Origin of the sequence: Muriicola sp. E247 (assembly GCF_041358175.1) — a bacterium.
Classification (GTDB): domain Bacteria; phylum Bacteroidota; class Bacteroidia; order Flavobacteriales; family Flavobacteriaceae; genus Muriicola.
In genome coordinates this window covers 60,723-86,480 of sequence record NZ_JBGKBE010000009.1, presented here as the reverse complement: position 1 = coordinate 86,480, position 25,758 = coordinate 60,723, and the positions used below count along the sequence as shown (strand labels likewise).

Below are 25,758 nucleotides of genomic sequence, written 5' to 3'. Positions count from 1 at the left end.
TTTTATGAAGCGGCGTTTTTTATTTTTGTACAATGGTTGATTACCTGGTAGCAGGCCTTGGTTTGGCTGGAATCTCATTTTGTGAAACCCTGGAACAAGAGGGAAAATCGTTTATGGTTGTCAGTGATCAGTCCCAAAAGGCCTCAACAGTAGCAGGCGGATTGTACAACCCGGTTTCACTCAAGAGATTTAACTTGTCGTGGAAGGCCCACGAACAACTTGCACTTTTGCCCCAGTTTTATGCCGGTCTGGAAGAAAAATTGGGTGTTCAGTTAGATTACCCTCTCAGCGTTCTGCGAAGATTTACAAGTATAAAAGAGCAAAACCAATGGTTTGAAGCTTCAGATAAGCCGGGTCTTGAACCCCTGATGTCTACCACACTAATATCGAATATCAATCCTGCTATTGAAGCGAAATACAGTTATGGCGAAGTATTGAGAACGGGCAGGGTCGACACAAAACTCCTTCAAATAGGCTACAGGAACTATCTTCTCGATCGGAATCTGCTTCGGAATGAATCGTTTGATTTTAATTCCTTGGCCTTCGGGGAAGATCATATACTTTACAAAAATATTAAAGCTAGGTATCTCGTTTTTGCCCTTGGCTATGGTCTGAAGCAAAATCCCTATTTTAACTGTCTTCCTTTAAATGGTTCCAAAGGTGAATACCTTATGATCAAGGCTCCTGATCTCAAGGAAACCCATATCATAAAGTCTTCAGTATTTCTTATTCCTCAGGGAAATCACGTATATCGAGTCGGTGCCACATATAAACGAGAGGACAAGACTAATGAACCCACTCCGGAGGCAAGAGAAGAACTTGAAGCCAAATTAAGATCCTTTTTAAAATGCGATTACGAGGTGGTCGACCAACTTGCAGGAATCAGGCCTACCACAGGAGACAGGAGGCCTTTGGTTGGGCAACATCCCCACCACCCATCGCTGTATCTTCTCAATGGCTTTGGTTCCCGCGGCGTAATGATCGCTCCATATGCTTCAAAAGCCTTGTACAATTACATCGAAAATCAAGAAGAGCTTCCTGCGGAAATGGACATAAAAAGATTCAGAAAACGCTTTGGTAAATTCTAGGATTTTACGACTGCCGTCGGATCGTAATGCATAAAAATATTGATCCAGATATTCCTTGAAAGACGAATGATAACTGGTAGGAAGAGAATTAGTGTTACAACTATGCTGACAAAAGTGTTGAGCAGGCTGGCCTTGAATAGGAAAAAGGCGATTACAAAGGCTGCAACGGCAAAGGCAATACCTACAGCATAACTCACATACATAGCACCATAAAAGAAAGAAGGCTCTATTTTGTACTTTGTCTTGCAGTGGGAACACCGTTCATTCATCTTAAAAAGGGATCCCGGAACATAAGGATTATGTACCTTGTACATGCTTTCCTTGTGGCATTTTGGGCAACTTCCTGTTAAAATGCTGTAGAGTTTGCTTCCTTTTTTAAACATTTGCAAAACTTTTGGCAAAGATACTTTTTTGCTTAATCATACCTTGTAAACCGAGTTACAATCATGTTAAATGTCCATAATCTTTCCGTTTCATTTTCAGGTGAAGTTCTCTTCGAGGAAATTTCGTTCCGTCTGAACCCAGGTGACCGTGTAGGGCTGATCGGAAAGAATGGGGCCGGAAAATCTACCTTGCTGAAATTGCTGGCCAAGGATGTGGCTCCTGATACCGGTACATTAGCTTCCGACAAGGAACTACGCATCGGATTCCTAAGGCAGGATATTGAATTTGAGGAGGGGCAGACCGTACTTGAAGAAGCCTATAAGGCATTTAAAGAACTTCAGGAAGTAGAAGGCCGCCTGGAGAAGATCAATGAACAGCTTGCCGAAAGAACCGATTATGAAAGCGAAGGATACCATCAATTGATGGTAGATCTGAATGATTTTACCCATCGATACGAGATCCTGGGGGGATATAACTACCAGGGCGAAACAGAGAAAATCCTTTTGGGCCTCGGCTTTAAAAGGGAAGATTTTGATAAAAAGACCAATACATTTTCCGGGGGATGGAGAATGCGTATTGAACTGGCGAAGTTGTTACTACAGAGCAACGATGTACTCTTGTTAGATGAGCCTACCAACCACCTCGATATTGAATCGATCATCTGGCTCGAACAATTTCTCACCAATTTCCCAGGGGCAGTAGTGATAGTATCCCACGATAAGATGTTCCTGGACAATGTTACCAACCGCACTATAGAGATCTCGCTGGGCCGTATTTACGACTACAATAAACCCTATTCCAAATTCCTCGTTCTGCGCGAAGAAATCAGGGAGCAGCAAATCAATGCACAGAAAAATCAGGAGCGGGAGATTCAACAGGCAGAACGACTCATAGAAAAATTTCGTGCCAAGGCCTCTAAAGCATCCATGGCCCAATCGCTGATTAAAAAATTGGACCGAATGGACCGCATTGAAGTGGATCAAACGGATAAAAGTGTTTTAAAACTGCGCTTCCCGGTATCGGTGACTCCTGGGAAGGTAGTGGCAGAAATGAATGGCATCACCAAGAATTACGGTTCCAAAGAAGTTTTGAATGACATCAATTTACTTTTAGAACGCGATAGTAAAACGGCTTTTGTAGGACAGAATGGACAGGGGAAAACTACCCTGGCCAAAATTATGGTAGAGGAGATCGATTTCCAGGGGGAACTCAAATTGGGACACAATGTTCAGATCGGCTACTTTGCCCAGAATCAGGCAGAATACCTTGATGGAAATAAAACTGTACTAGACACCATGATTGATGCTGCCAATGAAACCAACAGGAGTAAGGTTCGTGATATTTTAGGCTCTTTCCTCTTTAGCGGGGATGAGGTGGAAAAATATGTGAAGGTGCTCTCAGGAGGGGAACGCAACAGACTGGCCCTTGCAAAAATGTTGTTGCAACCTTTTAATGTCCTAGTGATGGACGAACCGACCAACCATTTGGATATTGCTTCTAAAAATGTACTAAAACAGGCTTTGATAAATTTTCAGGGGACACTCATCGTCGTTTCACATGACAGGGACTTTCTACAGGGTCTAACCAATAAGGTCTACGAATTTAAAGACAGGAAAATAAAGGAGTATCTCGGAGATATCAATTACTTCCTTGAGGAACGGAAGGCAAATGACTTCAGGGCAATTGAAAAGAAAACGGAGCTGGAAACAAAAAAGAAAAATGAAGATAAGTCCCTGAATCAATACCATGATCAGAAGAAATTAAAAGGACTTAAAAATAAACTGAGTCAGGTAGAAAGTAAGATCAATGGCCTGGAAAAAGAAATTTCTGAGATTGATCATGAACTGCTGATGAATTATGATCAGACGATTGCTCAGCCAAATTTCTTCGATAAATATCAAAAAAAGAAGAAACAACTCGAATCCCTGATGCAGCAATGGGAAGATCTTACCCTACAACTCGAAAAATAAGCGGCAATGGCTGTGTAATACATATTTTATTTCACCACAAAAATTCAGGTTTTCACAACAAAATAGGACCGTTAGTCGGAAAAATAAGTAAGTAATCTCTACTTTGAACTATATTTGTAAGGTAATTCTTAATTCATGTATCAGATTTGTTGTAAGTGAGAGCTGAATACTGAAAAGAAATTCGAAATGAAGAAAACACTATTCCTTTCTCTGTTAATGTTAAGCTCAGCGCTCTATGTTACTGCCAAGGTATCTAAAGGGGAGATGAAGGCGCTTACAGACCTATACGAAAGTACTAATGGAAAGGAATGGGTAAGAACATGGGATTTCTCCACTCCCGTAGAAACTTGGTACGGGGTAAAGGTGGAAGGTGATCATATTGTTGAAATTAATCTCTTCAGAAATAATTTAAAGGGTACACTGCCTGTATCCCTTGATAAGTTGTCTCATCTCAAGGTTCTCAATCTTGCATTTAATGGTTTGACGGGCGAATTACCTGAAAGCATTACCCGTATGGAAAAGCTGGAGGTCCTCAAAATAGAGATGAACAGATTTAAAGGTGAACTGCCAGAAACTCTCGGAAATTTAAGCCAGTTGAAAGAATTGACGGCTTTTAATAATTTCTTCACCGGAAGTATTCCTTCAAGCATGGGGCAGCTCGCCCGATTAAGAGTACTCAATCTTTCAAGTAATAGTCTCAGGGGAGCAATACCTGAGGAACTGGGGAAATTGACTAATTTGGTAAGCCTGGGACTTTTTGAAAATACACTCCAGGGATCTATTCCAAGACAATTCGGGCAACTGGTGGAACTCAAAGAGCTCATCCTTGCTAATAATCAATTAGAAGGAGCAATTCCTTCAGAATTCAGTCAGTTAGCCAGTCTGGAGATCCTGCAGATACAGAATAACAAATTCAATTCTCTCAAAAGCCTGGAAGGAATGAATACCAAACAATTCCTGGTCTTTGACTACGACAAAGAAGAAGCCAAGTTGAACTTTAAGGAGATCGATTTTAAGAAAACCCGCGTGGCAGATACGAAATTTGAAGACGAAGATGATCCTGATCATAAATAGGCAATTTTAAGTTGGTTAGCTATAATTAGGGGATGTGAAAACATCCCTTTTTTTTTGTTTTAACACTAAGGAAGTCCTTAAAATATTATGATTTATTTAACTATGGTTGCATATGCAACTAATGGATAATTATCTAGTTTTGGCCCATGCAAGAACTCGACTTGGAAATAGATTTGGAAAAGTCGCTTGGCCCCTGGTTAGGCAAAACCATAAAAATTACGGATTACTATTTGCACGAAGCTTTTCAGCAGCATGGTTTGGACATAAGTAAAGAACAAATGATTGTTCTTGGGAAATTGAATAAAAATGACGGACTTAACCAAAATGAAATTGCCGATTTAATCTGGAGAGACAAATCTTCTTTAGCCAGGTTATTGGCGAAGATGGAAAGAAAGGGGTATATAATTAAAAGACAGCACGAACAGGACAGGCGAGTTAACCTGGTTTACCTTACAGAAAGCGGAAGGGAAATTTTCCGTAAAACCAGACCGATCATACAAAAAGCAATAAACATCCTGGAGATGGATCTAAGCAAATCGGAAATCAAACGCATGATTGAAATTTTAAAACGGATCCAGGATAATTTTACCAAAGAATTAAAAACACTTTAAGAATCCACCAATGAGAAAAATAATATTATCAATATTAGGAATCCTGATTATAGTCTTGGGGATTTTTTTATCCAACAGCATAGTTGAAAGTAAAACCAGGCCCAAACCAAAAGTGGAAAAGGCCGTAAAGACCGTTTTTACTCAAACTGTAAATAATGGAACAGTAGATATCATTGTTCCAGCAAATGGCAATCTTACCGCGAAACAAAGAGTAGAGCTATATGCGGAAGTTCAGGGGGTATTCAGAAAAGGGAATAAGCTATTTAAAGCCGGACAGCCATACAGAGCCGGAGAAACCATCATTCGAATTGATGCCTCCGAATATTATGCCAGTGTTCAATCTGCCAAAAGCAACTTATACAATCTGATCACCTCTATAATGCCTGATCTTCGTTTGGATTACCCCGAGTTTTATCCTAAATGGCAAGCCTATCTTTCGGGCTTTGATCTTGATAAAACCACGCCCCCATTCCCGGAAATGACCTCTGAAAGTGAGAAATTCTTTATATCCGGACGAGGGATTTTAACAACCTATTTTAATGTTAAAAATCTGGAGCAACGGTTGAGTAAATATACAATAAGAGCTCCTTTTAGTGGCATTCTCACAGAGGCACTGGTTACCGAAGGCACGCTGGTAAGATCAGGACAAAAACTAGGCGAGTTTATCAATACCGATGTATATGAGTTAGAAGTTGCAGTAAGCAAGACCTATAGCGACCTTTTAAAAGTAGGGGAGGTTGTCAACCTGGTTAATCTGGACAGGACCAAAACATACAAGGGGAAAGTCGCCAGAATAAACGGGAGTGTAGATCTGGCTACTCAGACCATAAAGGCATTTATAGATGTCAGCGATAACGACCTCAAAGAAGGGATGTACCTTGAAGCTAATTTAAATGCTAAACAGGAGACCAACGCTATTGAAATAGACCGAAACCTGCTTCTTGAAAACGATCAGATTTTTGTAGTTCGCGATACTATCCTCGATCTTATTGATGTAAAGCCCGTCTATTTTTCGGATAAGAAAGTTGTTCTTAAAGAGGTTCCTGAAGGAGAGACAATTATAACCAAACCCGTAGTGGGTGCATATGCCGGAATGCTTGTTAAAGTGTATAAGGAAGAGACTGCACAAAATACTGAACAATGAGAAATATAATAGCGTATTTTATTAAATACCATGTGGCGGTCAATGTAGTGATCATTGCATTTTTCATCTTTGGGATTGTAGGAGCCCTGTCTTTAAAATCTTCTTTTTTTCCGCTGACGGATTCCAAGAATATCTCAATAAACATTGCCTATCCGGGAGCTTCTCCACAGGAAATTGAAGAAGGTATTGTCCTGAAGATTGAAGATAACCTTAAGGGACTTGAAGGGGTTGATAGAGTAACCTCTACTTCCCGGGAGAACAGCGGGAGTATCAATGTAGAAATAGAAAAGGGCCGGGATGTAGATTTTATGCTACTTCAGGTAAAAAACGCTGTAGACAGGGTGCCGACATTCCCCACAGGTATGGAACCCCTGGTGGTTTCGAAACTGGAAGTTGTTAGACAAACCATAAGTTTTGCAATTAGCGGAGACAATATCCCCCTGGTAACTTTAAAACAAATTGGACGCCAGATTGAAAATGATATAAGGGCTATTGATGGGATATCCCAGATCAGTATTTCCGGATACCCCGAGGAAGAGATAGAAATAGCTGTTAATGAGAACAACCTATTAGCTTATGGAATGTCCTTTACAGAGGTAGCACAGGCAGTTTCAAATGCCAATATCCTGGTAACCGGAGGAAATATCAAAACCGATTCTGAGGAGTATTTAATCAGGGCCAATAACAGATCCTATTACGGAGATGAGCTTTCTAATTTAATTATCAGGGCGGATGCTTCCGGCCAGACAGTGAGATTGAAAGATGTGGCTGTAGTCCGGGATCGTTTTTCTGAAACACCCAATGCGTCTTATTTTAATGGAAACCTTTCAGTAAATACTACCATTACCAGTACGAATACAGAAGACCTTATTTCATCGGCCGAAAAGGTTAGGAATTATATCGAGGAATTCAATCAGAAATACAATAACGTTAAACTCAATGTAGTTAGCGATTTATCTGTTACCCTTACTGAGCGAACAAAACTACTCACCGAAAATGCGGTCATGGGGATGACCCTGGTCCTTATTTTTCTTTCTTTATTTCTAAATACCAGATTGGCCTTCTGGGTAGCCTTTGGTCTGCCTATCTCATTTTTGGGAATGTTCATTTTTGCCGGCTATTTCGACGTAACCATCAATGTATTATCCTTATTCGGAATGATTATCGTAATAGGGATATTAGTAGATGACGGGATTGTGATCGCAGAGAATATCTATCAGCATTACGAGAAGGGAAAAACACCCATACAGGCAGCCATAGATGGTACCATGGAAGTACTCCCACCCATTGTATCTGCCATTATTACAACCGTGCTGGCCTTCTCAATTTTCCTGTTTCTGGATGGAAGAATTGGGGAATTTTTTGGAGAAGTGTCTGTCATTGTGATCCTCACTCTTGCTGTATCCCTCATAGAGGCCCTGATCATACTTCCGGCTCACCTTGCACATTCCAAAGCCTTACATCCGATAGATGACAAACCAAAAAAGGGGATAGCCAAGGTGTTTTCAAAGCTGAGGATTATCAATAAATCCGGCGACCGGGCCATGGCATGGCTCAGGGATAAAATGTACAGTCCGACATTGCGTTTTGCCCTGAAGTATAAACTGCTTACTTTTTCCTTTTTTGTTTTTGCACTCTTGTTAACATTTGGCTCCGTTGGTGGGGGTATTATCCGTACTGCCTTTTTCCCACAAATAGCCAGTGACAGGGTACAGATAAGTTTACAAATGCCCAATGGTACAAATGAAAAGGTTACTGATTCAATAATTAGCCTTATTGAAGAGAAGGCCGAAATCGTCAATCAGGAGTTAACTGAACAATATTTGAAAGGAACCGATAAGATCCTATATGAAAATGTTATCAAAAATGTTGGACCTGGTTCTTCAACGGCCTCTCTGACCATTAACTTACTTCCAGGAGAAGAACGTCCGGATGAGATACGTTCCGACATGGTTTCCACACGTCTGCGTGAATTGGTGGGCCCGGTTATCGGGGTTGAAAGCCTGATTTACGGCTCAGGGGGGAATTTTGGTGGAGATCCTGTTTCTGTCTCGTTACTAGGCTACAATATTGAAGAATTAAAAGGGGCAAAAACCGAGTTAAAAAATGCTTTACTCCGCAATCCGGAATTAAAGGATGTAGCCGACAATGATCCTGCAGGAATCAAAGAAATACGCTTAGAACTAAAGGAAAATGCCTATCTGTTAGGCTTAGACCTTCGAACCGTAATGAATCAGGTTAGAGCAGGTTTTTTTGGTACTCAGGCACAGCGGTTTCAAAGGGGCCAGGATGAAATTCGGGTATGGGTGCGATACGACAGGGAAAACCGATCGTCCATTACCGATCTTGATGAAATGCGCATTGTTACACCAAATGGCAGTCGGATTCCATTAAAAGAGATTGCTTCTTATTCCATAGAGCGGGGGGAGGTTGCCATCAACCATTTGGACGGGCAACGTGAAATTCAAATTTCAGCGGATTTAAAAGATGCACAAACTACCAGTGCAACAGATATAATGACCGAGATTCGAACCGAGATCATGCCTGAAATCCAATCGAGGTATCCTACGGTATCAGCTTCTTACGAAGGACAGAACAGGGAAGCAGGGAAACTTCTGAATTCATTGCAATTTGTTGGGTTTACTGTACTTTTTCTGATTTATGTTACTATAGCCTTTACATTTAGAAGCTTCAGTCAGCCCTTGATGCTACTGATCCTGATTCCTTTTAGTTTAACAGCGGTCGCATGGGGCCACTGGATCCACAATTTTCCAATGAATATCTTATCCATGCTGGGTATTATAGCCCTAATAGGAATCATGGTGAATGATGGCCTTGTACTGATAGGAAAGTTCAATGGGAATCTGCGCAATGGGATGAGTTTTGACGATGCCATCTTTGAGGCAGGAAAATCCAGGTTCAGGGCTATTTTCTTAACCTCCCTGACCACAGCTGCTGGTCTGGCTCCTTTAATATTTGAACAGAGCAGGCAGGCACAATTTTTGATCCCAATGGCGATCTCCATAGCCTATGGCATTGGTTTCGCTACAGTTCTCACTTTGATTATGTTACCAATATTCCTGTCGTTCAGCAATAAGGTGAAAGTGGGTACAAAATGGTTAGTAACCGGGAATACGATCACAAAAGAAGAAGTGGAACGGGCAATTAAGGAACAAAAAGAAGAGATTCATTTACAGGATCAAATGGTGACTAAACTATTGAAAGAACCAACCAATGGCTCTTCAGTTTCAGATCCAGAAAAAGATTTAGAAAAAGAATTGGAGGATACTAAATAATGAGAAAGTACCAAGCAATTTTCATGCTCCTGGCATTTATATCTTTAAATACCAGAGCACAGCAACAAGTATTATTTAAAGATGATGCAGTTTCCAAAGCACTTTACAACAATTTTGGAATTAAAGTAGCAAAGAACCAGGTAGAGATTGCCGAGAACAACAAAAGTATTCTCAATACAGGTTACCTGCCTACTTTAACAGGAAGTGCCGGGGCAACTTATAACAGAGATGACGCAACTATTGAATTTCCGGGACAATTTCTCGAGAGTGGTGAACCAAGACCCGATGTAGAACTCAACCAGGCCGAGGCCCAGAGATACGACTCCAGCCTTTCTCTGAATTTCACTTTGTTTGACGGCATGGGCAGATTTTACAACTACAAAAGCCTGAAAGAACAATACCAGCTTACAGAGTTACAGGCAAGGGAAACTATAGAAAATACAGTTCTGCAGTTGCTGAGTATTTATTTCGAAGTAGCAAGACTTTCAGAGAATGTCAATGTATTTAAGAAGGCATTGGAAATTTCAAAAGACCGGATCACCCGTGCTGAATACGCCTTTGAATACGGTCAGAATACGAAGCTCGATATTTTAAATGCTCAGGTTGATGTCACAAATGACAGTATCAACCTGCTAAATGCAAAACAGCAATTGTCGAATACAAAGCGCGATTTAAATGTAGTATTAAATCAAAACCTGAATGAATCATTCGAAGTTGATACAGTTGTCGCCTTCATCCCCAGATTACAATTGGACGACTTTATTGCTCAAGCAAGAGAAAATAATGTCGCCCTATTGCAAACGAAGAAAAACCTGTTGATCAATGAATACGATATCAAGATAAGTAGATCCGGGTACCTCCCCACAATTGGCCTTAATGGTTCATATGGCTGGAATTTAAATCAAAGTGCAGCTTCAGCCTTTTTTCCGGGCACCAATAACGAGACCTATAATCTCAACCTCGGGGCACGTCTTACCTGGAATCTCTTTGATGGTGGCAGCACCAATGTTCGGGTGAAAAATGCGAAGATCGCTTATGAAAATCAGGAGCTGCTGAAGAAACAAATTGAGCTGGAGGTAGATCGGGATATATTGAATGCTCTTGATATTTATGAGAACAGGTTGTCTATTTACGCCATACAGGAGCAAAATGTTATTACAAATGAGAATAATTTCGAGCGCTCCAGGGAACAGTTTCAGCTAGGGCGGATTACCTCCATAGAATTCAGGCAGGCACAGATCAATCTCCTCAATGCCCAGACCAATAAAAACCTTGCTAAATACGATGCAAAGCTGGCAGAAATACAGCTCCTCCAACTTACGGGCCAACTACTCAATGTTGAACTATAAGCGAGAACATGCTTGAACAATTCTTTCAATGTCCTTATTGCTGGGAAGAAATTTCGATGTTATTAGACACTTCTGTTTCTACTCAGACCTATGTTGAGGACTGTGAAGTTTGTTGCAATCCGATAGAAATCAGTATTCGTTGCACGGCTGGTGAATTGCAGGAATTTCAGGCAAATCCTCTGGGGCAGTAATGCGATAATATCTTCGCACTTCCGGATCCGGTGTGCAAATCCCTATTTATTTAGTATTTTGTTCCTGGCATAGGATAATTATTCTGCAATGGACAATCCACAGAAGAAAGCAAAAGCTTACTGGAATGAAAACCTGAGGTATCTTGTGATATTGCTCTCTATATGGTTTGTCGTGTCCTTTGGGGCGGGCATCCTCTTAAAAGACTGGTTGAATGCTATTAAAATAGGTGGATTTGGCCTTGGATTCTGGTTTGCACAGCAAGGCGCTATCTATGTTTTTGTAATCCTCATTTTTGTTTATGTCCGACTGATGAATAAACTTGATAAGAAATACGGATACGATGACTAATGATATCCAGAAAACAATAAGCTAAAACATGGACGTACAGAGTTGGACGCTCCTTCTGGTCGTCATATCCTTTTCCCTTTATATCGGGATTGCCATCTGGTCGAGAGCCAGCTCAACCAGTGATTTTTATATTGCCGGAGGCCATGTTCCTGCTTTGGCCAACGGCCTGGCAACGGCTGCCGACTGGATGTCTGCGGCCTCTTTTTTGGGGATGGCCGGCCTCCTTTCTTTTACAGGTTATGACGGTTCAGTTTATTTGATGGGCTGGACGGGAGGATACGTTCTACTCGCTCTTCTTCTTGCTCCTTATCTCAGAAAATTTGGAAAATTCACGGTCCCTGATTTTATAGGAGATCGCTATTATTCTAATATAACGAGGACGGTAGCTGTTATTTGCGCCTTGTTGGTTTCATTTACCTATGTGGCTGGTCAAATGAGGGGGGTTGGACTTGTGTTTTCACGTTTTCTTGAAGTTCCTATAGACACGGGAGTAATTATCGGAATGATCATTGTTTTGTTCTATGCGGTACTCGGTGGGATGAAAGGGATTACCTATACCCAGGTTGCTCAGTACTGTGTCCTGATCTTTGCCTTTATGGTGCCCGCTATTTTCATTTCGATTCAAATGACAGGGAATCCGGTTCCTCAACTGGGAATGGGTGCACAGGTTCTAGGAGAGGAAATATCACTGCTTGATAAATTAGACGGTCTTTCTGAAGCTCTTGGATTTACGGCATATACAGATGGTTCAAAATCCACAATTGACATCTTTTGTATTACTGCTGCGCTGATGGTAGGTACCGCAGGATTACCCCATGTCATCGTTCGGTTTTTTACTGTTCCCAATGTGAGGGATGCAAGGAAATCAGCCGGATACGCCCTTCTTTTTATTGCCATTCTTTATACAACTGCACCGGCAGTGGCGGTATTTGCCAGGACAAACCTTATCGAAACAGTAAGTGATCAACCCTATGAAGAAATGCCCGAATGGTTCCGGAAATGGGAAACCACAGGCTTAATTGTATATGATGATAAAAACAAGGATGGCCTTATCCAGTACGTAGGAGATACGGATAAGAACGAACTCACCGTGGATCCCGATATCACTGTGCTGGCAAATCCGGAGATCGCTAAGCTTCCCAATTGGGTAATTGCCTTAGTTGCTGCTGGTGGCCTGGCTGCAGCACTCTCAACCGCTGCAGGTTTATTGCTCGTCATTTCCACGGCTATTTCCCATGATCTTATAAAAAAGCAATGGAAACCAAATATTTCCGACAAATACGAACTTGTAATGGCCAGGATTTCTGCAGTAATAGCCGTGTGCATAGCAGGGTATTTTGGGATCAACCCACCCGATTTTGTGGCTGCAACGGTAGCACTGGCATTTGGACTTGCGGCAGCTTCCTTCTTTCCTGCAATCATCCTGGGCATATTTTATAAAAAAATGAACAAGGAAGGAGCTACCGCCGGAATGGTGGCAGGAATCTTAATAATGCTTTATTATATGCTCAGATTCAAGTTTGATATGTTTGGTGGGGGAAATTCTTCAGACTGGTGGCTTGGAATTTCTCCTGAAGGCTTTGGAACTGTGGCCATGTTGCTTAATTTTATAGTATCCCTCTCCGTTTCGGCATTGTTTAAGGACCCACCGATAGAGGTACAGGAAATTGTAGAGAACATCCGATTACCAAAAAACGCCGGGAGAGCAAATTCACATTAAACCGATACGCATGAGTAATTACAGCATTAAAAACCTGGAAGAGTATTTTCAGCTCTATCGAAAATCAGTAAGGGAACCGGAAAATTTCTGGGAGGAGATCGCAGAAGAGCACTTTTTCTGGAGAAAACGCTGGACGAATGTTATGAAATGGGATTTCTCTAAACCCGAAGTAACCTGGTTTGAAGGGGCCAAACTAAACATCACCGAGAATTGCCTCGACAGGCACCTTCCGGCACGTGGGAATAAAACAGCAATAATATTTGAACCAAATGATCCTGGGGAAGAAGCACAGCATATCAGTTACAATGAATTGCATGCCAGAGTATGCCGATTTGCCAATGTGCTTAAATCACAGGGTGTAAGCAAGGGAGACCGCGTTTGTATTTACCTTCCTATGATACCAGAATTGGCCATTGCGGTACTGGCATGTGCGCGAATCGGTGCGATCCACTCTGTGGTTTTTGCCGGCTTTTCCTCACAGGCTCTTGCAGCGCGGATCAATGATTGTGATTGCAGGCTTGTAATTACTTCCGATGGCTCCTTCCGGGGAGGAAAGACCCTGAATCTCAAAGAAATAGTGGATCAGGGCCTGGAAAGCTGCAAAGGGGTTAAGGCTGTCCTGGTCGTCAAAAGGACAGGTGGGGAGGTCAGGATGAAGGATGGGAGGGATCAGTGGATAGCTCCTCTTTTAGACAAGGCCAGCGAAGATTGTAAGGCGGAAATAATGGATGCTGAAGACCCGTTGTTTATCCTGTATACTTCTGGTTCCACAGGTAAACCAAAAGGAATGGTTCACAGTTCCGCCGGATATATGGTATTCACAGCATATACCTTTAAGAATATATTCCGGTATCGGGAAAATGACATCTATTGGTGTACTGCGGACATTGGTTGGATAACCGGACATTCTTATATCGTTTATGGCCCCCTGGCCAACGGTGCCACCACAGTAATGTTTGAAGGGGTGCCTACCTATCCTGATTACGGTAGGTTCTGGGAAGTGGTAGCCAAACACAAAGTCAACCAGTTTTATACCGCCCCAACCGCTATCAGGGCCCTGGCCAAAGAGAGCCTGGATTTTGTGGACAAGTATGATCTTTCTTCTATAAAAGTACTGGGTACAGTAGGGGAACCTATCAACGAAGAAGCATGGCATTGGTATAATAACAATATTGGAAAGAACAATAGTCCGATAGTAGATACCTGGTGGCAGACGGAGACAGGAGGGATAATGATCTCACCCATTCCTTATGTTACTCCTACAATCCCCACCTATGCTACCTTACCTTTTATAGGTATTCAGCCAGCTCTTATGGACGAGAAGGGAAATGAAATAAAAGGGAATCAGGTAGAGGGCCGATTGTGCATAAAGTTTCCCTGGCCCTCAATGGCCCGAACAATCTGGGGAGATCACCAACGCTATTACGATACTTATTTTTCTGCCTTTAAAAATATGTACTTCACCGGGGACGGGGCTATGAGGAATGCAGTGGGATACTACAGGATCACCGGTAGGGTAGATGATGTAATAATCGTTTCCGGACATAATTTGGGGACTGCGCCTATTGAAGACGCCATTAATGAACACCAGTCGGTTTCAGAATCAGCCATCGTAGGCTATCCACACGATATCAAGGGTAATGCCCTTTACGGTTTTGTGATCCTCAAACACGGGGGGGAGAGGCGTGACAGGGAAAATCTGAAAAAAGAAATCAATCAGCAGATTTCAGAGCATATAGGCCCTATCGCCAAACTGGACAAGATTCAATTTGTACCTGGTCTGCCTAAAACGCGAAGCGGAAAAATAATGAGGCGTATTTTGAGAAAGATCGCTGCAAATGACACCTCCAATCTCGGGGATATAAGCACCTTGCTGAATCCTGAAGTAGTGGAAGCCATTATAAAGGATGCGCAATAATATCACTGCTATCTATCCTAAATAATGGAATAAAGGATAAATCCGCCAAATGCAAAAGAAAAAGGGGCGAGAAGTCTTATAAGATAGGGCGGAAGCATGGTTGCACACTTTTGTGCATAAGCATAATGCCAGGCTCTTGGTAATAGCATTAGGAGTATGGAAGTACCTATCATAAACCAGCCCAGGATCTGTAGGAACTCAGGAAATTTTGAATGCGAGGCGTAGATGATTAGTCCGGCTGCCGGGATCATTCTCAAAGTCAATTCGCCAAAATGTATCTGAGGAGTACTGGCGGCTTTATTTAATGTCTTCCACATGCGGTTGGGTGCGAGTAACATCAGAAACCCCACGAATATCAGAAACAGTCCAAAAAGAGCTACGAGAATCTGTGCAAATAGAATCAAGTGCTTAGTCTTTGGATTGGTAGTATTTCTGAAGGGTATAAAAGGCCTTTTTTCTCTTTCCTTCTTCTGAAATCAGGCCTTTTCTGTTCCATCCGTCCTGTATCCCGGGAAGGACTCTTCGGGGCGATCTGAAATCCACCAGGATCCAGGGAGACATACCCTGAAGCTGCGGGATGGTACCGAGCATCTTTATAGTTTCCTCATACAGGAATTCCTGATATTCTTCTGTCCATCGCGTAAGCTTATCCCCATGAAGACCGTATTTGGCTCCTGCTCCAAATTCTGAGATCAGGACTGGTTTTTCCTGTGCTATACGCCATTTTATTTGGTCTAATTTATCGGGGAGACCATCATACCAGCCTATGTATTGATTGAAACTTAGAATGTCTACAACAGATGCGAAGGGGTCATCGATGGTTCTTATCAATGGATCGTTGTTATATCTTCCCTGCTCCAATGCCGCACTTATGAGTCGGGAAGGGTCCATGTCTCTGGCCAAAAGGGAAAGATTGGTCAGAAATTCAGTCCTCGCATCGCTTGCAGGAGTCTCATTGGCCATAGACCAGATAATGACGGAAGCCCGGTTTTTATCACGGGAAATAAGTTCTCGGAGTTGCCGGGCTGCATTTGCATAAGTATCGGGATTATCCCAGGAGATTGTCCAGTAAACAGGATTTTCCTCCCACACCAGTAACCCCATTTGATCGGCCATTCGCACTATATGTTCATTGTGCGGATAATGTGCCAGTCGAACAAAATTACATCCCATTTCCCTGGCCCAGGACAATAACTGATTCGCATCTTCTTCGCTGTTTCCCCTGCCACCTTTAAAAGGCTTTTCTTCGTGTATGGAAATCCCTTTTAGGAATACAGGAGATCCGTTGAGCAGAATTTTACTCCCCTGGGTCGTAATGGTGCGGAATCCGATCTGTTCTTTTATTTTATCCTTCCCTGAGGAAATGACAACCTCGTGCAGAAACGGGTCCTCAATCGACCAGTATCTGATCTGTTGTACTGAAATATCCACCTTAGCATACCCTTCATTATTCGTAATCAATGGAAGGGTTACAGACAATGCCGGGATGCCTACGTCAATTGCCTGATTTGCAAGTTGTTTCCCCTTGAGTTGAACAAAACCCTGAATCCGGGTCGGGTCTTGGGGATTGAGGTAAAGAAAATAATCATTAATGAATGTAGAAGGAGTCTCAATGAGTTTTACTTCCCTGGTAATTCCGCCGTAATTCCACCAATCGGTATTAAGGGTGGGAACACCTTCTTTTATCCTCTTGTTATCTACTTTCACTATCAGGAAATTATCCCTGGCATTTAGAAGTTTAGTTATTTCATAGGAAAAGGGGGTAAAGCCCCCGATATGACGCCCTAATTTCTTGCCGTTGAGGTATACATCCGATTGGTAATTCGATGCTCCGAAATGCACAAATAGACGGTTCGATGGTTCTTCAAGCTCGTAGTCAAATGACTTCTTATACCAGAGGGACCCTTCGTAATAGAATAATTTTTCTTCCTGAGTATTCCAGTCGCCGGGCACTTGCAGACTATCACTAAGATCAAAATTATATTCAATCAGCTCGGAAGGATTATCAGGTTTTGAATTGGTAAAAAAGGCGTTCTTTCCCGGATCTTTCTGGTTCTCGAAGGCTTCAAGTCGGTAGTTGTAAAACCCATTTTCGTAGGGGTCTACAATATACTTCCAGTAACCATTTAAGGAAGTGGAAGGCCTGTTGTAGGTGTTTATTATTCCTGGCTGCTGGGCAGATAAAAATATAGTGAAACTCAGGATCAGGAAAAGGCTCAGAAGGTACTTTGTAGATTCCATAGACCGATTAAAAAGAATTCAATCTTAGTTTTTTTCCTTCAGGAAGGCATAGGTGAAGCCATTTTGTAAGGTAAAACCGACAGCCAGTACTCCTATCAGGATCTGATATCGGGGATGGTCCCCCACAAGGGAAGAGGCAATAAGAATAACACCGGCCCAAATGAGCGCGTTCAGGATCAATACTTTTTTCATAGTTATGTGGTTTGAGATGATTTTAAAGTATGCCAGAGGATTCCTGTTGATCCCTCCTGCTACCTAAAGGTACTTAAAACATTTTCGTTTTATCCTTTATTCATTCACAAACCTGATTCTGGCCCAGTTATGTCCTTTTTTGTCGACGGTGAGTGTGTCTATCTTAATCGTACTCCCCTTTTTTGCTACTCTAACAAATGACGGTAGCTTGTATCCATTTTCTTTTCTGGGTTTATCTGCGCGGACATTGGCGTCTTTAATGAGGTTATATTCCTGCCCAATTTGGGGCCTTTCACTGATAATTCGGTCACTATTTTGGCCGGGTGAAAAATTTCCCAGATATAGCCAGTCCTTAGCTAAAGGTTCTCCTTCACCAGGATCGATCAGTTCACTGGCTGTCTGCTTGTCAATTTTATCGATAATGCTAAGAGCATTTTTTTGGATATCAGATAACTGACTTGTATCTCCTGAGGACAGATCGAGATTATCAAGTACGTGATTTACCACACTCTTTATGGCAGTATCCCGATTTCCTATATCCACAAGTACATCCAGCAAATGTTGTTTTCCAGGGGCTAAGATCATCTGTGCCGCAATCTGGGGGTCATCATCTTTTTTGAGCATATAGATGGCATAAGCCCCCATTTTTGAGGTAGTAATATCAGGATCGGCAATCATTTCCATAAAAGGCTTCATGGCCGTTACGTTGGCGATCTGACTTTCAATTTCGGTAAGGCTTTTGTTAAAAAAATAGCCCATTACGGCAACGAGAACGGGGGTAAGGAGCAGGATGGAAGATTGAATGATATCCCAGGGGGTCTTGGATTTTTTCTGTTCAGACATGATATGGTTGGTTTAAGGTTACTTAATGTAAGTTATCAAGAACCAGAAGAATTTAAATAAGCTATTTGAAGGCCGGGTCAATGTATCCACCAGGCGGTAACAAAGAACAATATTTAAGTGCTCTTAGTTCTTACTAGAGTGTTTGGTTCCCAATCGTCCTCCTAACCATCCCATCGGGATGTAGGCCGCAATCAGATCTAAAGTTGAAAACCATGCAGGGGCCGGAAGGTTGATTACGTTAATAATTCCACCAATCAGGAAACCTATACCCACGATCATCGCAAACATCATTTTTCTTGTAGCCGCAATTTTCGCAGCAAAATAAGCGCCTATTAAGGTACCTATGGCATGAGCTAAAAATGGAAAAATAAAATGTTTTGGTTCGAAGAGAGACATGCTTTCCTTCAGGCCTTCCATGGTACTGACGTCTGCACCTTCAGGCAGGGTAATTACGCGTCCGTTGAGCGAAATAAAGAACATGTTTACGGCACTGCCCAGTACAAGGCCTGCGATTACTGCCAGGATATTGCGAACAATAGGATTCATGGTTTCTTGGTTTTCAGGTTATTTAGAAAATACTGCGAAGTGTATTACGCTCATATTTATCCATTTAAAAGTAATGATTTCTGATCAAATCCCATTTTTAAGAAATTTCCTGAGAAGTATGATCTGTCCCAAATGATAATGCGAGTGTTCAATAATACCGATCAGATTCCTTTGGTAGGACCCGTATTTTTCATCGGCCAGTAGAACTAGTAATTCCTCCTCAGGGATTTTTTCAACCAATGAAATAAATTTTTCAGCTTCCTCCCATGTCCTGTTTTTAAGCTCTTCCCAGTCGGAGCTATTTTGGATGGGAGGACAATCAAAGCTTTCAGAATCCTTTCCCTTTAGAGGTTCCCCTTCCAGAACCCTGCTCACTACTCTGGCAAAATAATTAATGTGATAAACGAGCTCTGCAATGCTGTGCAGCTCATCGATTGTATGAACAGCTTCTTTCCAGCTGAGTCCTGCAAGACCATCCTTGAGGTTAACAGCTGTCCAGTTTCCACCAAAATAAAATTCCCTGATATGTTTGGCAATGAAAGTCGATTGATTCATAGTGTATTAAGCTTCTAAGATTTCCCATTATTGAATACCCAATAAAGTTAGGATAAATGAAATTGTTAACCGTCTCGTTTGTATTGATGAACGATTTCAATCTGCTCTATTCTTCCTGAATCTTTTGCTGAGCCAGTTCAGAATCATCGTGGCGATTATAGCCATGGTAATTGCCATACTATTGAATACAATGTCTTCGGTGTCGAAGACTCGATCAGGAAGAAAATATTGAATCCCTTCATCAAGAGTGCCAAGCAATACTCCTGCCAGCCAGGCCAGAAACGCTGGTTTCCAGATGGCACCTTCTAATTTTGGTCTTCTCCTGATTGCCTTGTGCAGGAGGATGGCCAGTACACTGTATTCTATAAGGTGGCTCCGTTCAGGCGCGCCCAGGCGAAAAAAGAACATGACATAGACTCCAATGATGCCAATTAATACGGCGTATTCTATCCCAGAGGGTTTTCTTATCAGTCCGTGAAGTAAAACAGCAGCACCAACAAGAAACATCCCAAGGAGAAAGAAGACTGCCTGCACATTCTGATCCCTTAATTGGTTAGCAAAAGGCCGACCCATAAATAGTGTTGAAAGGATGGTGAGGTAGACCACGATTACAGCCAGCCAGAGATACTTTTCTTTTATATTGGTATCCTTCTTCATTATTCTGAAATAACCATCTTGTAAGGTACTAAATTCGAGGTTTTCTTATTTCAGGCTGGCCAGTTTGTTCTCAACCCTGACCACTGTATTCCAGTTTCTGGTGGTGATCTTTTTTCCGTAAAAGCTTTGTAGAATGCCCATAGCTTCAGGTGTTTTGGAAACGCTGAGGTCGAGTACGCTGCAAATTATTCTTCCTTGATGATAGATGATACGATAGGCCCCATCTTCACTCTGCCAGGGTAGGGGGATCTGTGATTTACTGCTGTTATTGAGAAAGGTGGCATAAAACCTGATGTTGTTGTGCAAACTTTCATTTGAAAACGGATTATCAGCCGTTAAATTTAAAATTTGTTTTGCCTTAATAACTGTTGTGGGGATCTCAAAGCCAAAAGCCTTCGAAATATTTGAGAATATCTCATCCTGGAGCTTGTATTCGTCTTCTGAAGCAGCTTTAAAAATAATGTTCCCGGAATTCAGCAGGGTGATCACCTTAGAATATCCCATCTTTTCGAATTCAGTGCGAAGCTCTGCCATGGGGACCTTATGGTGTCCGCCCACGTTAATCCCTCTTAATAAGGCAACAAATGTTTCCATGGTATATGCTGTAATCAAATTTTAGTATCAAATGTCCTGAACAATAAAAACCGCATTTCCGTTAAGATCGTAGAAACCAAATTCATGCGTGCCCCAGGGCGTATTCATGCGTAATTTATCTTCTGCTATGGCTCCTCTCTCTAAAAATTCTTCGAAGTATGGCTTTATATCACTGACGAAGATCTTCATCACAGAACCAAGGACTGGATCTTCTTCGTTTCCGTGGTGGAATTGTAAATGAAATTCCAGTTGCTCTCTCTGCAAACCTGCGTATCCTTTATCTCCAAATACATAGGTAAACCCGGTGTATTTTTTATACCATTCAAGATCGCGATTTATATCTGTTGATGGTAGGACAGGTATAATGTACAATGCGGAATTAGCTTTTTTCATTTGAAAGAAAATCTTCGGTTAATAATTACAGTATGAATCCGAACGCTTCACAAGATCGGAAATTTACATGAGCCATAGTTTATATCGATCAAACGTCTGTGGATAATAGGGTTTCATTTGGTAAATTTGAGGTACTCTCTAAAAACCTAATTACATATACCATGGAAGACATAAAAGACAGGAGCGGATCATCTAACGGTTCCGCTTACCAGGCTAACGATGAAAGTAAATGCCCATTTCTCAATGGGGAACTGCAGCAGGTTGCCGGAGGCGGGACTACCAACCGCGATTGGTGGCCCAATTCGTTAAATCTCAATATCCTTCGCCAGCATTCTGAGCTGGTTGACCCGATGGGGGAAGAATTTGACTATGCAAAAGAATTTAAAAGCCTCGACCTTAAGGCGCTAAAAAAAGATCTCACGGATCTTATGACTGATTCAAAGGACTGGTGGCCGGCCGATTACGGGCATTATGGTCCTTTCTTTATTCGTATGGCATGGCATGCGGCCGGGACTTACCGAATTTCGGATGGCCGCGGTGGAGGTGGGACAGGTGCCCAGCGCTTTGCCCCTTTGAACAGCTGGCCGGATAATGCAAACCTGGACAAGGCCAGAGTGCTTTTATGGCCGATTAAAAAGAAATACGGAAAGAAAATTTCATGGGCAGATTTACTCATTCTTGCCGGGAATGTTGCACATGAATCCATGGGCCTACCCATGTATGGATTTGCAGGTGGGCGAGAAGACATTTATCAGCCCGAAGAAGATATTTACTGGGGATCAGAAACTACCTGGTTGGGAAATAAAGCGAGGTACAATGAAGAAGGTGAACTGGAAAGACAAATGGGTGCAGCTCATATGGGTCTTATCTATGTTAACCCGGAAGGGCCAAACGGAAACCCCGACCCCTTGGCCGCTGCTCATGATATCAGAGAGACTTTCGGTAGAATGGCAATGAACGACTACGAAACTGTTGCCCTGATTGCCGGAGGCCATACATTTGGTAAAACCCACGGCGCAGCCAGTGATGCAGAGTTTCTTGAGGCAGAACCTGCAGGAGCACCAATCGAATTGCAAAGCCTTGGCTGGAAAAGTAACTTTAAAAGCGGGAAAGGATCGGATACAATTACCAGTGGTCTGGAAGGAGCCTGGACAGATACTCCAATAAAGTGGAGCCACAAATACCTGGAGAACCTTTTTGGCTATGAATGGGAACTCACTAAGAGTCCGGCCGGAGCATGGCAATATCAGCCAAAGGATGGCGCAGGAGCAGGAACAGTTCCCGATGCACATGACCCGGAAAAGAAACATGCACCGTTTATGTTGGTGACAGATCTTTCATTAAGGATGGATCCTGCCTATGAAAAAATTTCAAAGCACTTCTTGGAGAACCCTCAGGAATTTAAAGAAGCATACCAAAAGGCATGGTATAAACTTACCCATAGAGACATGGGACCCAAGTCGCGTTTCCTCGGTCCTGAAGTTCCTTCAGAAGAGCTGATCTGGCAAGATCCTGTTCCTGCGGTTGATCATGAACTCGTAAATGAAAAGGATATTGAAAACCTCAAAGAAACGATTTTAAATACAGGACTATCCGTTTCTGAACTGGTAAGCACTGCCTGGGCATCTGCTTCCACTTTCAGAGGTTCTGATAATCGAGGAGGGGCTAATGGGGCTCGTGTAAGACTTGAACCTCAGAATCAATGGGAAGTAAACAATCCTGTACAATTAGGAAAAGTGCTTGATGCGCTTACGAAGGTGCAGAACGACTTTAATGCTGCTCAGAAAGGGGATAAAAAAATATCCCTGGCGGATCTGATCGTGCTTGGCGGATGCTCTGCAGTTGAAAAAGCAGCAAAGGACGCCAGACAGCATATAAATGTTCCTTTTTCTCCGGGGCGCACTGATGCCTCAGCTGAGATGACTGATGCGGAAGCCTTTGACGTACTGGAGCCTATTGCCGATGGTTTCAGGAACTACCGCAAAATAAAATCTTCTGTTTCAACCGAAGATATGCTGGTAGATAAAGCTCAATTAATGACTCTTACTGCACCTGAAATGACGGTTCTGGTAGGAGGGATGAGAGCTCTTGCGGCGAATTATGATGGTTCAGGACATGGTGTATTTACGAATAGACCGGGAACTCTTAGTAATGATTTCTTTATAAACCTACTTGATATGAGTAATGAATGGAAGGCTATCGACTCTGATGAGGAGGTATTCGAAAGTCATGACAGAAATACAGGAGAGAAGAAATGGACAGGAACAAGGGTTGATCTGATCTTTGGTTCTAATACTGAACTTAGGGCAATTGCCGAAGTCTATGGCTCTGACGATGCCAATGGAAAGTTTGTAAAGGACTTTGTAAAGGCATGGAATAAGGTGATGAACCTCGATCGGTTCGACCTGGCCTAAAGCTTAGCCTCTTAGTGAATAAAATGGTCCCTTTCCGGGGCCATTTTTTGTGAATCAATTATTGGAAAAGTCTATTCTGCCGCAATTTGTACTGCAAGGCCATTCACATCAAAATAGTCTGATCCACTGACAATTTTTCCGTCTTTATTCACAGAAAGCAGGGCGTAGAATTTTACTCCAATAGGCTTGCCCGTTTCGGTATGGGTAGCATTCCAGGTGCCGTAAACCCTGATATTAGTTGGGGAGCTGGTTGCAGTTTTTTCGGGAAAAACTGACCCTGACCAGTAGCCTCCTTCTGTACTTTCCGGAGTAGCGACCCCTGGAGTAAACTGTATATTTTCAAAATTATCGTGATAATTCTTTAAAGCAGCGAGCAGATCCGCTTTCCCCAGCCATTGGTTTCCGTTATACTGAGGTGGACTCCACTGCAGGGTGTCAGCAAGCATGTTGCTTAAAGTTTCCAGATCCTCATCGGAATGTGCCTGATAAAATGCACTGATTACGGCTACTTTTTCGTCAAATGCCGCATAATCAGGTGCTTCAGTTTTGGTCATCTCCTCAGCAGGAGCAGCTTGCTTACATGCAGACAGGGCAAACAGGCCCAGTACCGCAAGGGTAATGAATTCTTTTTTCATCGGTTGGTTGTTTATTGGTTATTAATTACTTAAGGTACAAAAAAAAAGCAATGTGGAGAGAAGCTTAGGTCTGCTATCAGGATTTGGAGAAAGGATACTCGATTATTGATACACCCTAACATAGTCGATTTCCATTGTGGCGTTGGTGAATTCAGCAGGAATCTCACCACCTAAATTTCCACCCATGGCAATATTGAGTAAAATATAATGAGGGTTATCATAGGGTTTGTCCTGGGTATTGGCTAATTCGTATACCAAGGTATCATCGACCAGTACCCTCATAGTACTGCTAGTCCATTCCAGTACGTAGAGGTGGAATTCCTGGGTGGAATCCGGAACGGCGGTCTCAGATCCTTCACTTTGGTATGCCCCTGTATTTGTATTCCCCCAGTGAAAATAGGCGATAGTATTGATTTTATCCCAACCCCTTTGCTCCATGATGTCGATCTCCCCACATGCAGGCCAGCCTACATTGCCGTATTGCTGACCAAAATAATTTCCTGTCTCATTGATGTTGGCACCTAATGTCCAGATGGCAGGCCATGTGCCGGCTTCGGCAGGCAATTTCGCCCTGACTTCAACACGTCCATAGGTAAAGGCGTATTTGGAGTTCAATCGGGCTGAGGTATAAGATTTGGAAACACCACCACTGGTGTATTGTTCTTTTTGAGCTATGATTTTTAATGTGCCATTACTTACATATGAATTCTCCTCCCTTTCCGTATAGTGCTGAACTTCGTCATTGTACCAGCTTCCATTGTTGGGCCCGATTACCTGGTGATGCCATTTTGAAAAGTCAGGGCTACCCTCATAGTCAAATTCATCAGCAAAGACCAGTGTACTTTCTTCTCCTCCTGTGCCAGCTTCTTCCTCAATAGTACCAGTGAAAATAGTTACTTCGCTTGTTTTAGAAATAGATTCTCCTGAATTAGAATAGGCAAACACCTCTATGGTATACGAATGCGTACCCTCCCGATCAAAGGTATGACTCCTGGTTCTGGAAGTAGTTTCTTCTAATGCTCCCCCATCAAATCTGTATGCGTAACGTATTGCGTCCTCTGCGTATGCACTTACCTGAACCATTCCAGAACCATCTCCTCCTGGTTGTGTGTCAGAAGCACCGACTACCGTAATAATCACAGTTAAATTCGAGGGTTTGGTTGAAGTTTCGGGATCAGAAGAACTGCAGGAAAGGATAAGGGTCAGACCTAAAAGGGTAAGATAAAACAGTTTAATTTTATTTTCTGAAGTGAAGAAAGGGAATCCAGGAATCATAAAGAGGTATTAGGAAAGATCAATAATACTAAATTTTCTACGGATAACCGTAACTCCGAGCACATGGAATAGAGAGATCAGCCTGAGTGCGAGAGTTTTTGGGTTCGGATTTCTTCCAAGTTCTTAGTAATACTCATCGGCGACCAGTGCATAATTCCAATATTTTCAATAGCTACTTGTCGTATTCTGATATTTATAACCAATTTCTTGGTAAAACGGGTTTATCTAAGTTATGTTGAGATTTTATCTGTTGAAGATTTCCTCAGCTTTTCTATTGAAAACTGTTCCGGGTACCCGGAATTCTTTTTAATATTAAATG

The 25,758-nt window shown here is 42.3% G+C and carries 24 protein-coding genes; 12 read left to right on the top strand and 12 right to left on the bottom strand.

What is annotated here, in order from left to right:
* Positions 1-32 precede the first annotated feature (32 nt).
* Complete coding sequence (locus tag ACA086_RS12580) at positions 33-1,088, top strand: NAD(P)/FAD-dependent oxidoreductase (RefSeq protein ID WP_371003685.1); 1,056 nt, start codon at positions 33-35, stop codon at positions 1,086-1,088.
* Here the strand turns inward: ACA086_RS12580 and ACA086_RS12575 are convergent.
* Positions 1,085-1,471 carry a DUF983 domain-containing protein gene (locus tag ACA086_RS12575; RefSeq protein WP_371003684.1) on the bottom strand — a complete coding sequence of 129 codons (387 nt, stop codon included), beginning with the start codon at positions 1,469-1,471 and terminating at the stop codon, positions 1,085-1,087. The genes ACA086_RS12580 and ACA086_RS12575 overlap by 4 nt on opposite strands.
* A 63-nt stretch (positions 1,472-1,534) precedes the next feature.
* Between ACA086_RS12575 and ACA086_RS12570 the strand changes: the two genes are divergently transcribed.
* From ACA086_RS12570 to acs, 10 genes are all read left to right on the top strand, one after another.
* The gene (locus tag ACA086_RS12570) at positions 1,535-3,442 is read left to right on the top strand and encodes an ABC-F family ATP-binding cassette domain-containing protein (RefSeq protein WP_371003683.1); all 1,908 of its coding nucleotides are present in this window, start codon (positions 1,535-1,537) and stop codon (positions 3,440-3,442) included.
* A gap of 186 nt (positions 3,443-3,628) precedes the next feature.
* Positions 3,629-4,516, top strand: coding sequence for a hypothetical protein (locus ACA086_RS12565; protein ID WP_371003682.1), 888 nt, complete (start codon positions 3,629-3,631; stop codon positions 4,514-4,516).
* Positions 4,517-4,662: 146 nt separating this feature from the next.
* Positions 4,663-5,127 (top strand): MarR family winged helix-turn-helix transcriptional regulator, encoded by a 465-nt coding sequence (locus ACA086_RS12560; RefSeq protein ID WP_371003681.1) that lies wholly within the window; start codon positions 4,663-4,665, stop codon positions 5,125-5,127.
* Positions 5,128-5,137: 10 nt separating this feature from the next.
* Entirely contained in the window at positions 5,138-6,271 is a 1,134-nt protein-coding gene (locus ACA086_RS12555; protein ID WP_371003680.1) for an efflux RND transporter periplasmic adaptor subunit, read from the top strand.
* A complete protein-coding gene (locus ACA086_RS12550) occupies positions 6,268-9,567 on the top strand; it encodes an efflux RND transporter permease subunit (protein ID WP_371003678.1) in 3,300 nt (1,099 codons plus the stop codon). Before ACA086_RS12555 ends, ACA086_RS12550 begins: the two co-directional genes overlap by 4 nt.
* The gene (locus ACA086_RS12545) at positions 9,567-10,916 is read left to right on the top strand and encodes a TolC family protein (protein WP_371003677.1); all 1,350 of its coding nucleotides are present in this window, start codon (positions 9,567-9,569) and stop codon (positions 10,914-10,916) included. The genes ACA086_RS12550 and ACA086_RS12545 overlap by 1 nt, the downstream gene beginning before the upstream one ends.
* A gap of 8 nt (positions 10,917-10,924) precedes the next feature.
* Positions 10,925-11,107, top strand: a complete 183-nt coding sequence (locus tag ACA086_RS12540) for a CPXCG motif-containing cysteine-rich protein (RefSeq protein WP_371003675.1) — start codon at positions 10,925-10,927, stop codon at positions 11,105-11,107.
* Between the two features lie 88 nt (positions 11,108-11,195).
* Complete coding sequence (locus ACA086_RS12535) at positions 11,196-11,456, top strand: DUF4212 domain-containing protein (protein ID WP_371003673.1); 261 nt, start codon at positions 11,196-11,198, stop codon at positions 11,454-11,456.
* Positions 11,457-11,484: 28 nt separating this feature from the next.
* On the top strand, positions 11,485-13,176 hold the full coding sequence (locus ACA086_RS12530; RefSeq protein ID WP_371003672.1) for a sodium:solute symporter family protein: 1,692 nt from the start codon (positions 11,485-11,487) through the stop codon (positions 13,174-13,176).
* A gap of 10 nt (positions 13,177-13,186) precedes the next feature.
* The gene (acs, locus tag ACA086_RS12525; RefSeq protein ID WP_371003670.1) at positions 13,187-15,094 is read left to right on the top strand and encodes an acetate--CoA ligase; all 1,908 of its coding nucleotides are present in this window, start codon (positions 13,187-13,189) and stop codon (positions 15,092-15,094) included.
* 17 nt (positions 15,095-15,111) lie between these two features.
* Here the strand turns inward: acs and ACA086_RS12520 are convergent, their stop codons facing one another.
* The 9 genes from ACA086_RS12520 to ACA086_RS12480 all read right to left on the bottom strand — a co-directional run bounded on the left by ACA086_RS12520 (position 15,112) and on the right by ACA086_RS12480 (position 21,115).
* Entirely contained in the window at positions 15,112-15,498 is a 387-nt protein-coding gene (locus ACA086_RS12520) for a hypothetical protein (protein WP_371003669.1), read from the bottom strand.
* A 4-nt stretch (positions 15,499-15,502) separates the two neighbouring features.
* The gene (locus ACA086_RS12515; RefSeq protein ID WP_371003667.1) at positions 15,503-17,335 is read right to left on the bottom strand and encodes a glycoside hydrolase family 2 protein; all 1,833 of its coding nucleotides are present in this window, start codon (positions 17,333-17,335) and stop codon (positions 15,503-15,505) included.
* Between the two features lie 24 nt (positions 17,336-17,359).
* A complete protein-coding gene (locus tag ACA086_RS12510; RefSeq protein ID WP_369748397.1) occupies positions 17,360-17,527 on the bottom strand; it encodes a hypothetical protein in 168 nt (55 codons plus the stop codon).
* A gap of 96 nt (positions 17,528-17,623) precedes the next feature.
* Complete coding sequence (locus ACA086_RS12505; RefSeq protein ID WP_371003666.1) at positions 17,624-18,370, bottom strand: hypothetical protein; 747 nt, start codon at positions 18,368-18,370, stop codon at positions 17,624-17,626.
* A 123-nt stretch (positions 18,371-18,493) separates the two neighbouring features.
* Positions 18,494-18,916, bottom strand: coding sequence for a hypothetical protein (locus ACA086_RS12500; RefSeq protein WP_371003665.1), 423 nt, complete (start codon positions 18,914-18,916; stop codon positions 18,494-18,496).
* A gap of 84 nt (positions 18,917-19,000) precedes the next feature.
* Positions 19,001-19,471, bottom strand: a complete 471-nt coding sequence (locus ACA086_RS12495) for a DinB family protein (protein ID WP_371003664.1) — start codon at positions 19,469-19,471, stop codon at positions 19,001-19,003.
* 96 nt (positions 19,472-19,567) lie between these two features.
* Complete coding sequence (locus tag ACA086_RS12490; RefSeq protein WP_371003662.1) at positions 19,568-20,128, bottom strand: VanZ family protein; 561 nt, start codon at positions 20,126-20,128, stop codon at positions 19,568-19,570.
* Between the two features lie 45 nt (positions 20,129-20,173).
* The gene (locus ACA086_RS12485; RefSeq protein WP_371003661.1) at positions 20,174-20,722 is read right to left on the bottom strand and encodes a DUF1697 domain-containing protein; all 549 of its coding nucleotides are present in this window, start codon (positions 20,720-20,722) and stop codon (positions 20,174-20,176) included.
* A gap of 27 nt (positions 20,723-20,749) precedes the next feature.
* Positions 20,750-21,115 (bottom strand): glyoxalase/bleomycin resistance/extradiol dioxygenase family protein, encoded by a 366-nt coding sequence (locus tag ACA086_RS12480; RefSeq protein WP_371003660.1) that lies wholly within the window; start codon positions 21,113-21,115, stop codon positions 20,750-20,752.
* Positions 21,116-21,276: 161 nt separating this feature from the next.
* Here ACA086_RS12480 and katG point away from each other — a divergent pair, with 161 nt between their 5' ends.
* On the top strand, positions 21,277-23,529 hold the full coding sequence (gene katG, locus ACA086_RS12475) for a catalase/peroxidase HPI (protein ID WP_371003659.1): 2,253 nt from the start codon (positions 21,277-21,279) through the stop codon (positions 23,527-23,529).
* 71 nt (positions 23,530-23,600) lie between these two features.
* On the opposite strand, the gene ACA086_RS12470 is transcribed toward katG, so the two are convergent.
* Positions 23,601-24,164 (bottom strand): nuclear transport factor 2 family protein, encoded by a 564-nt coding sequence (locus ACA086_RS12470; RefSeq protein WP_371003658.1) that lies wholly within the window; start codon positions 24,162-24,164, stop codon positions 23,601-23,603.
* Positions 24,165-24,266: 102 nt separating this feature from the next.
* Positions 24,267-25,439, bottom strand: a complete 1,173-nt coding sequence (locus tag ACA086_RS12465; RefSeq protein WP_371003657.1) for a family 16 glycosylhydrolase — start codon at positions 25,437-25,439, stop codon at positions 24,267-24,269.
* Positions 25,440-25,758: the final 319 nt, after the last annotated feature.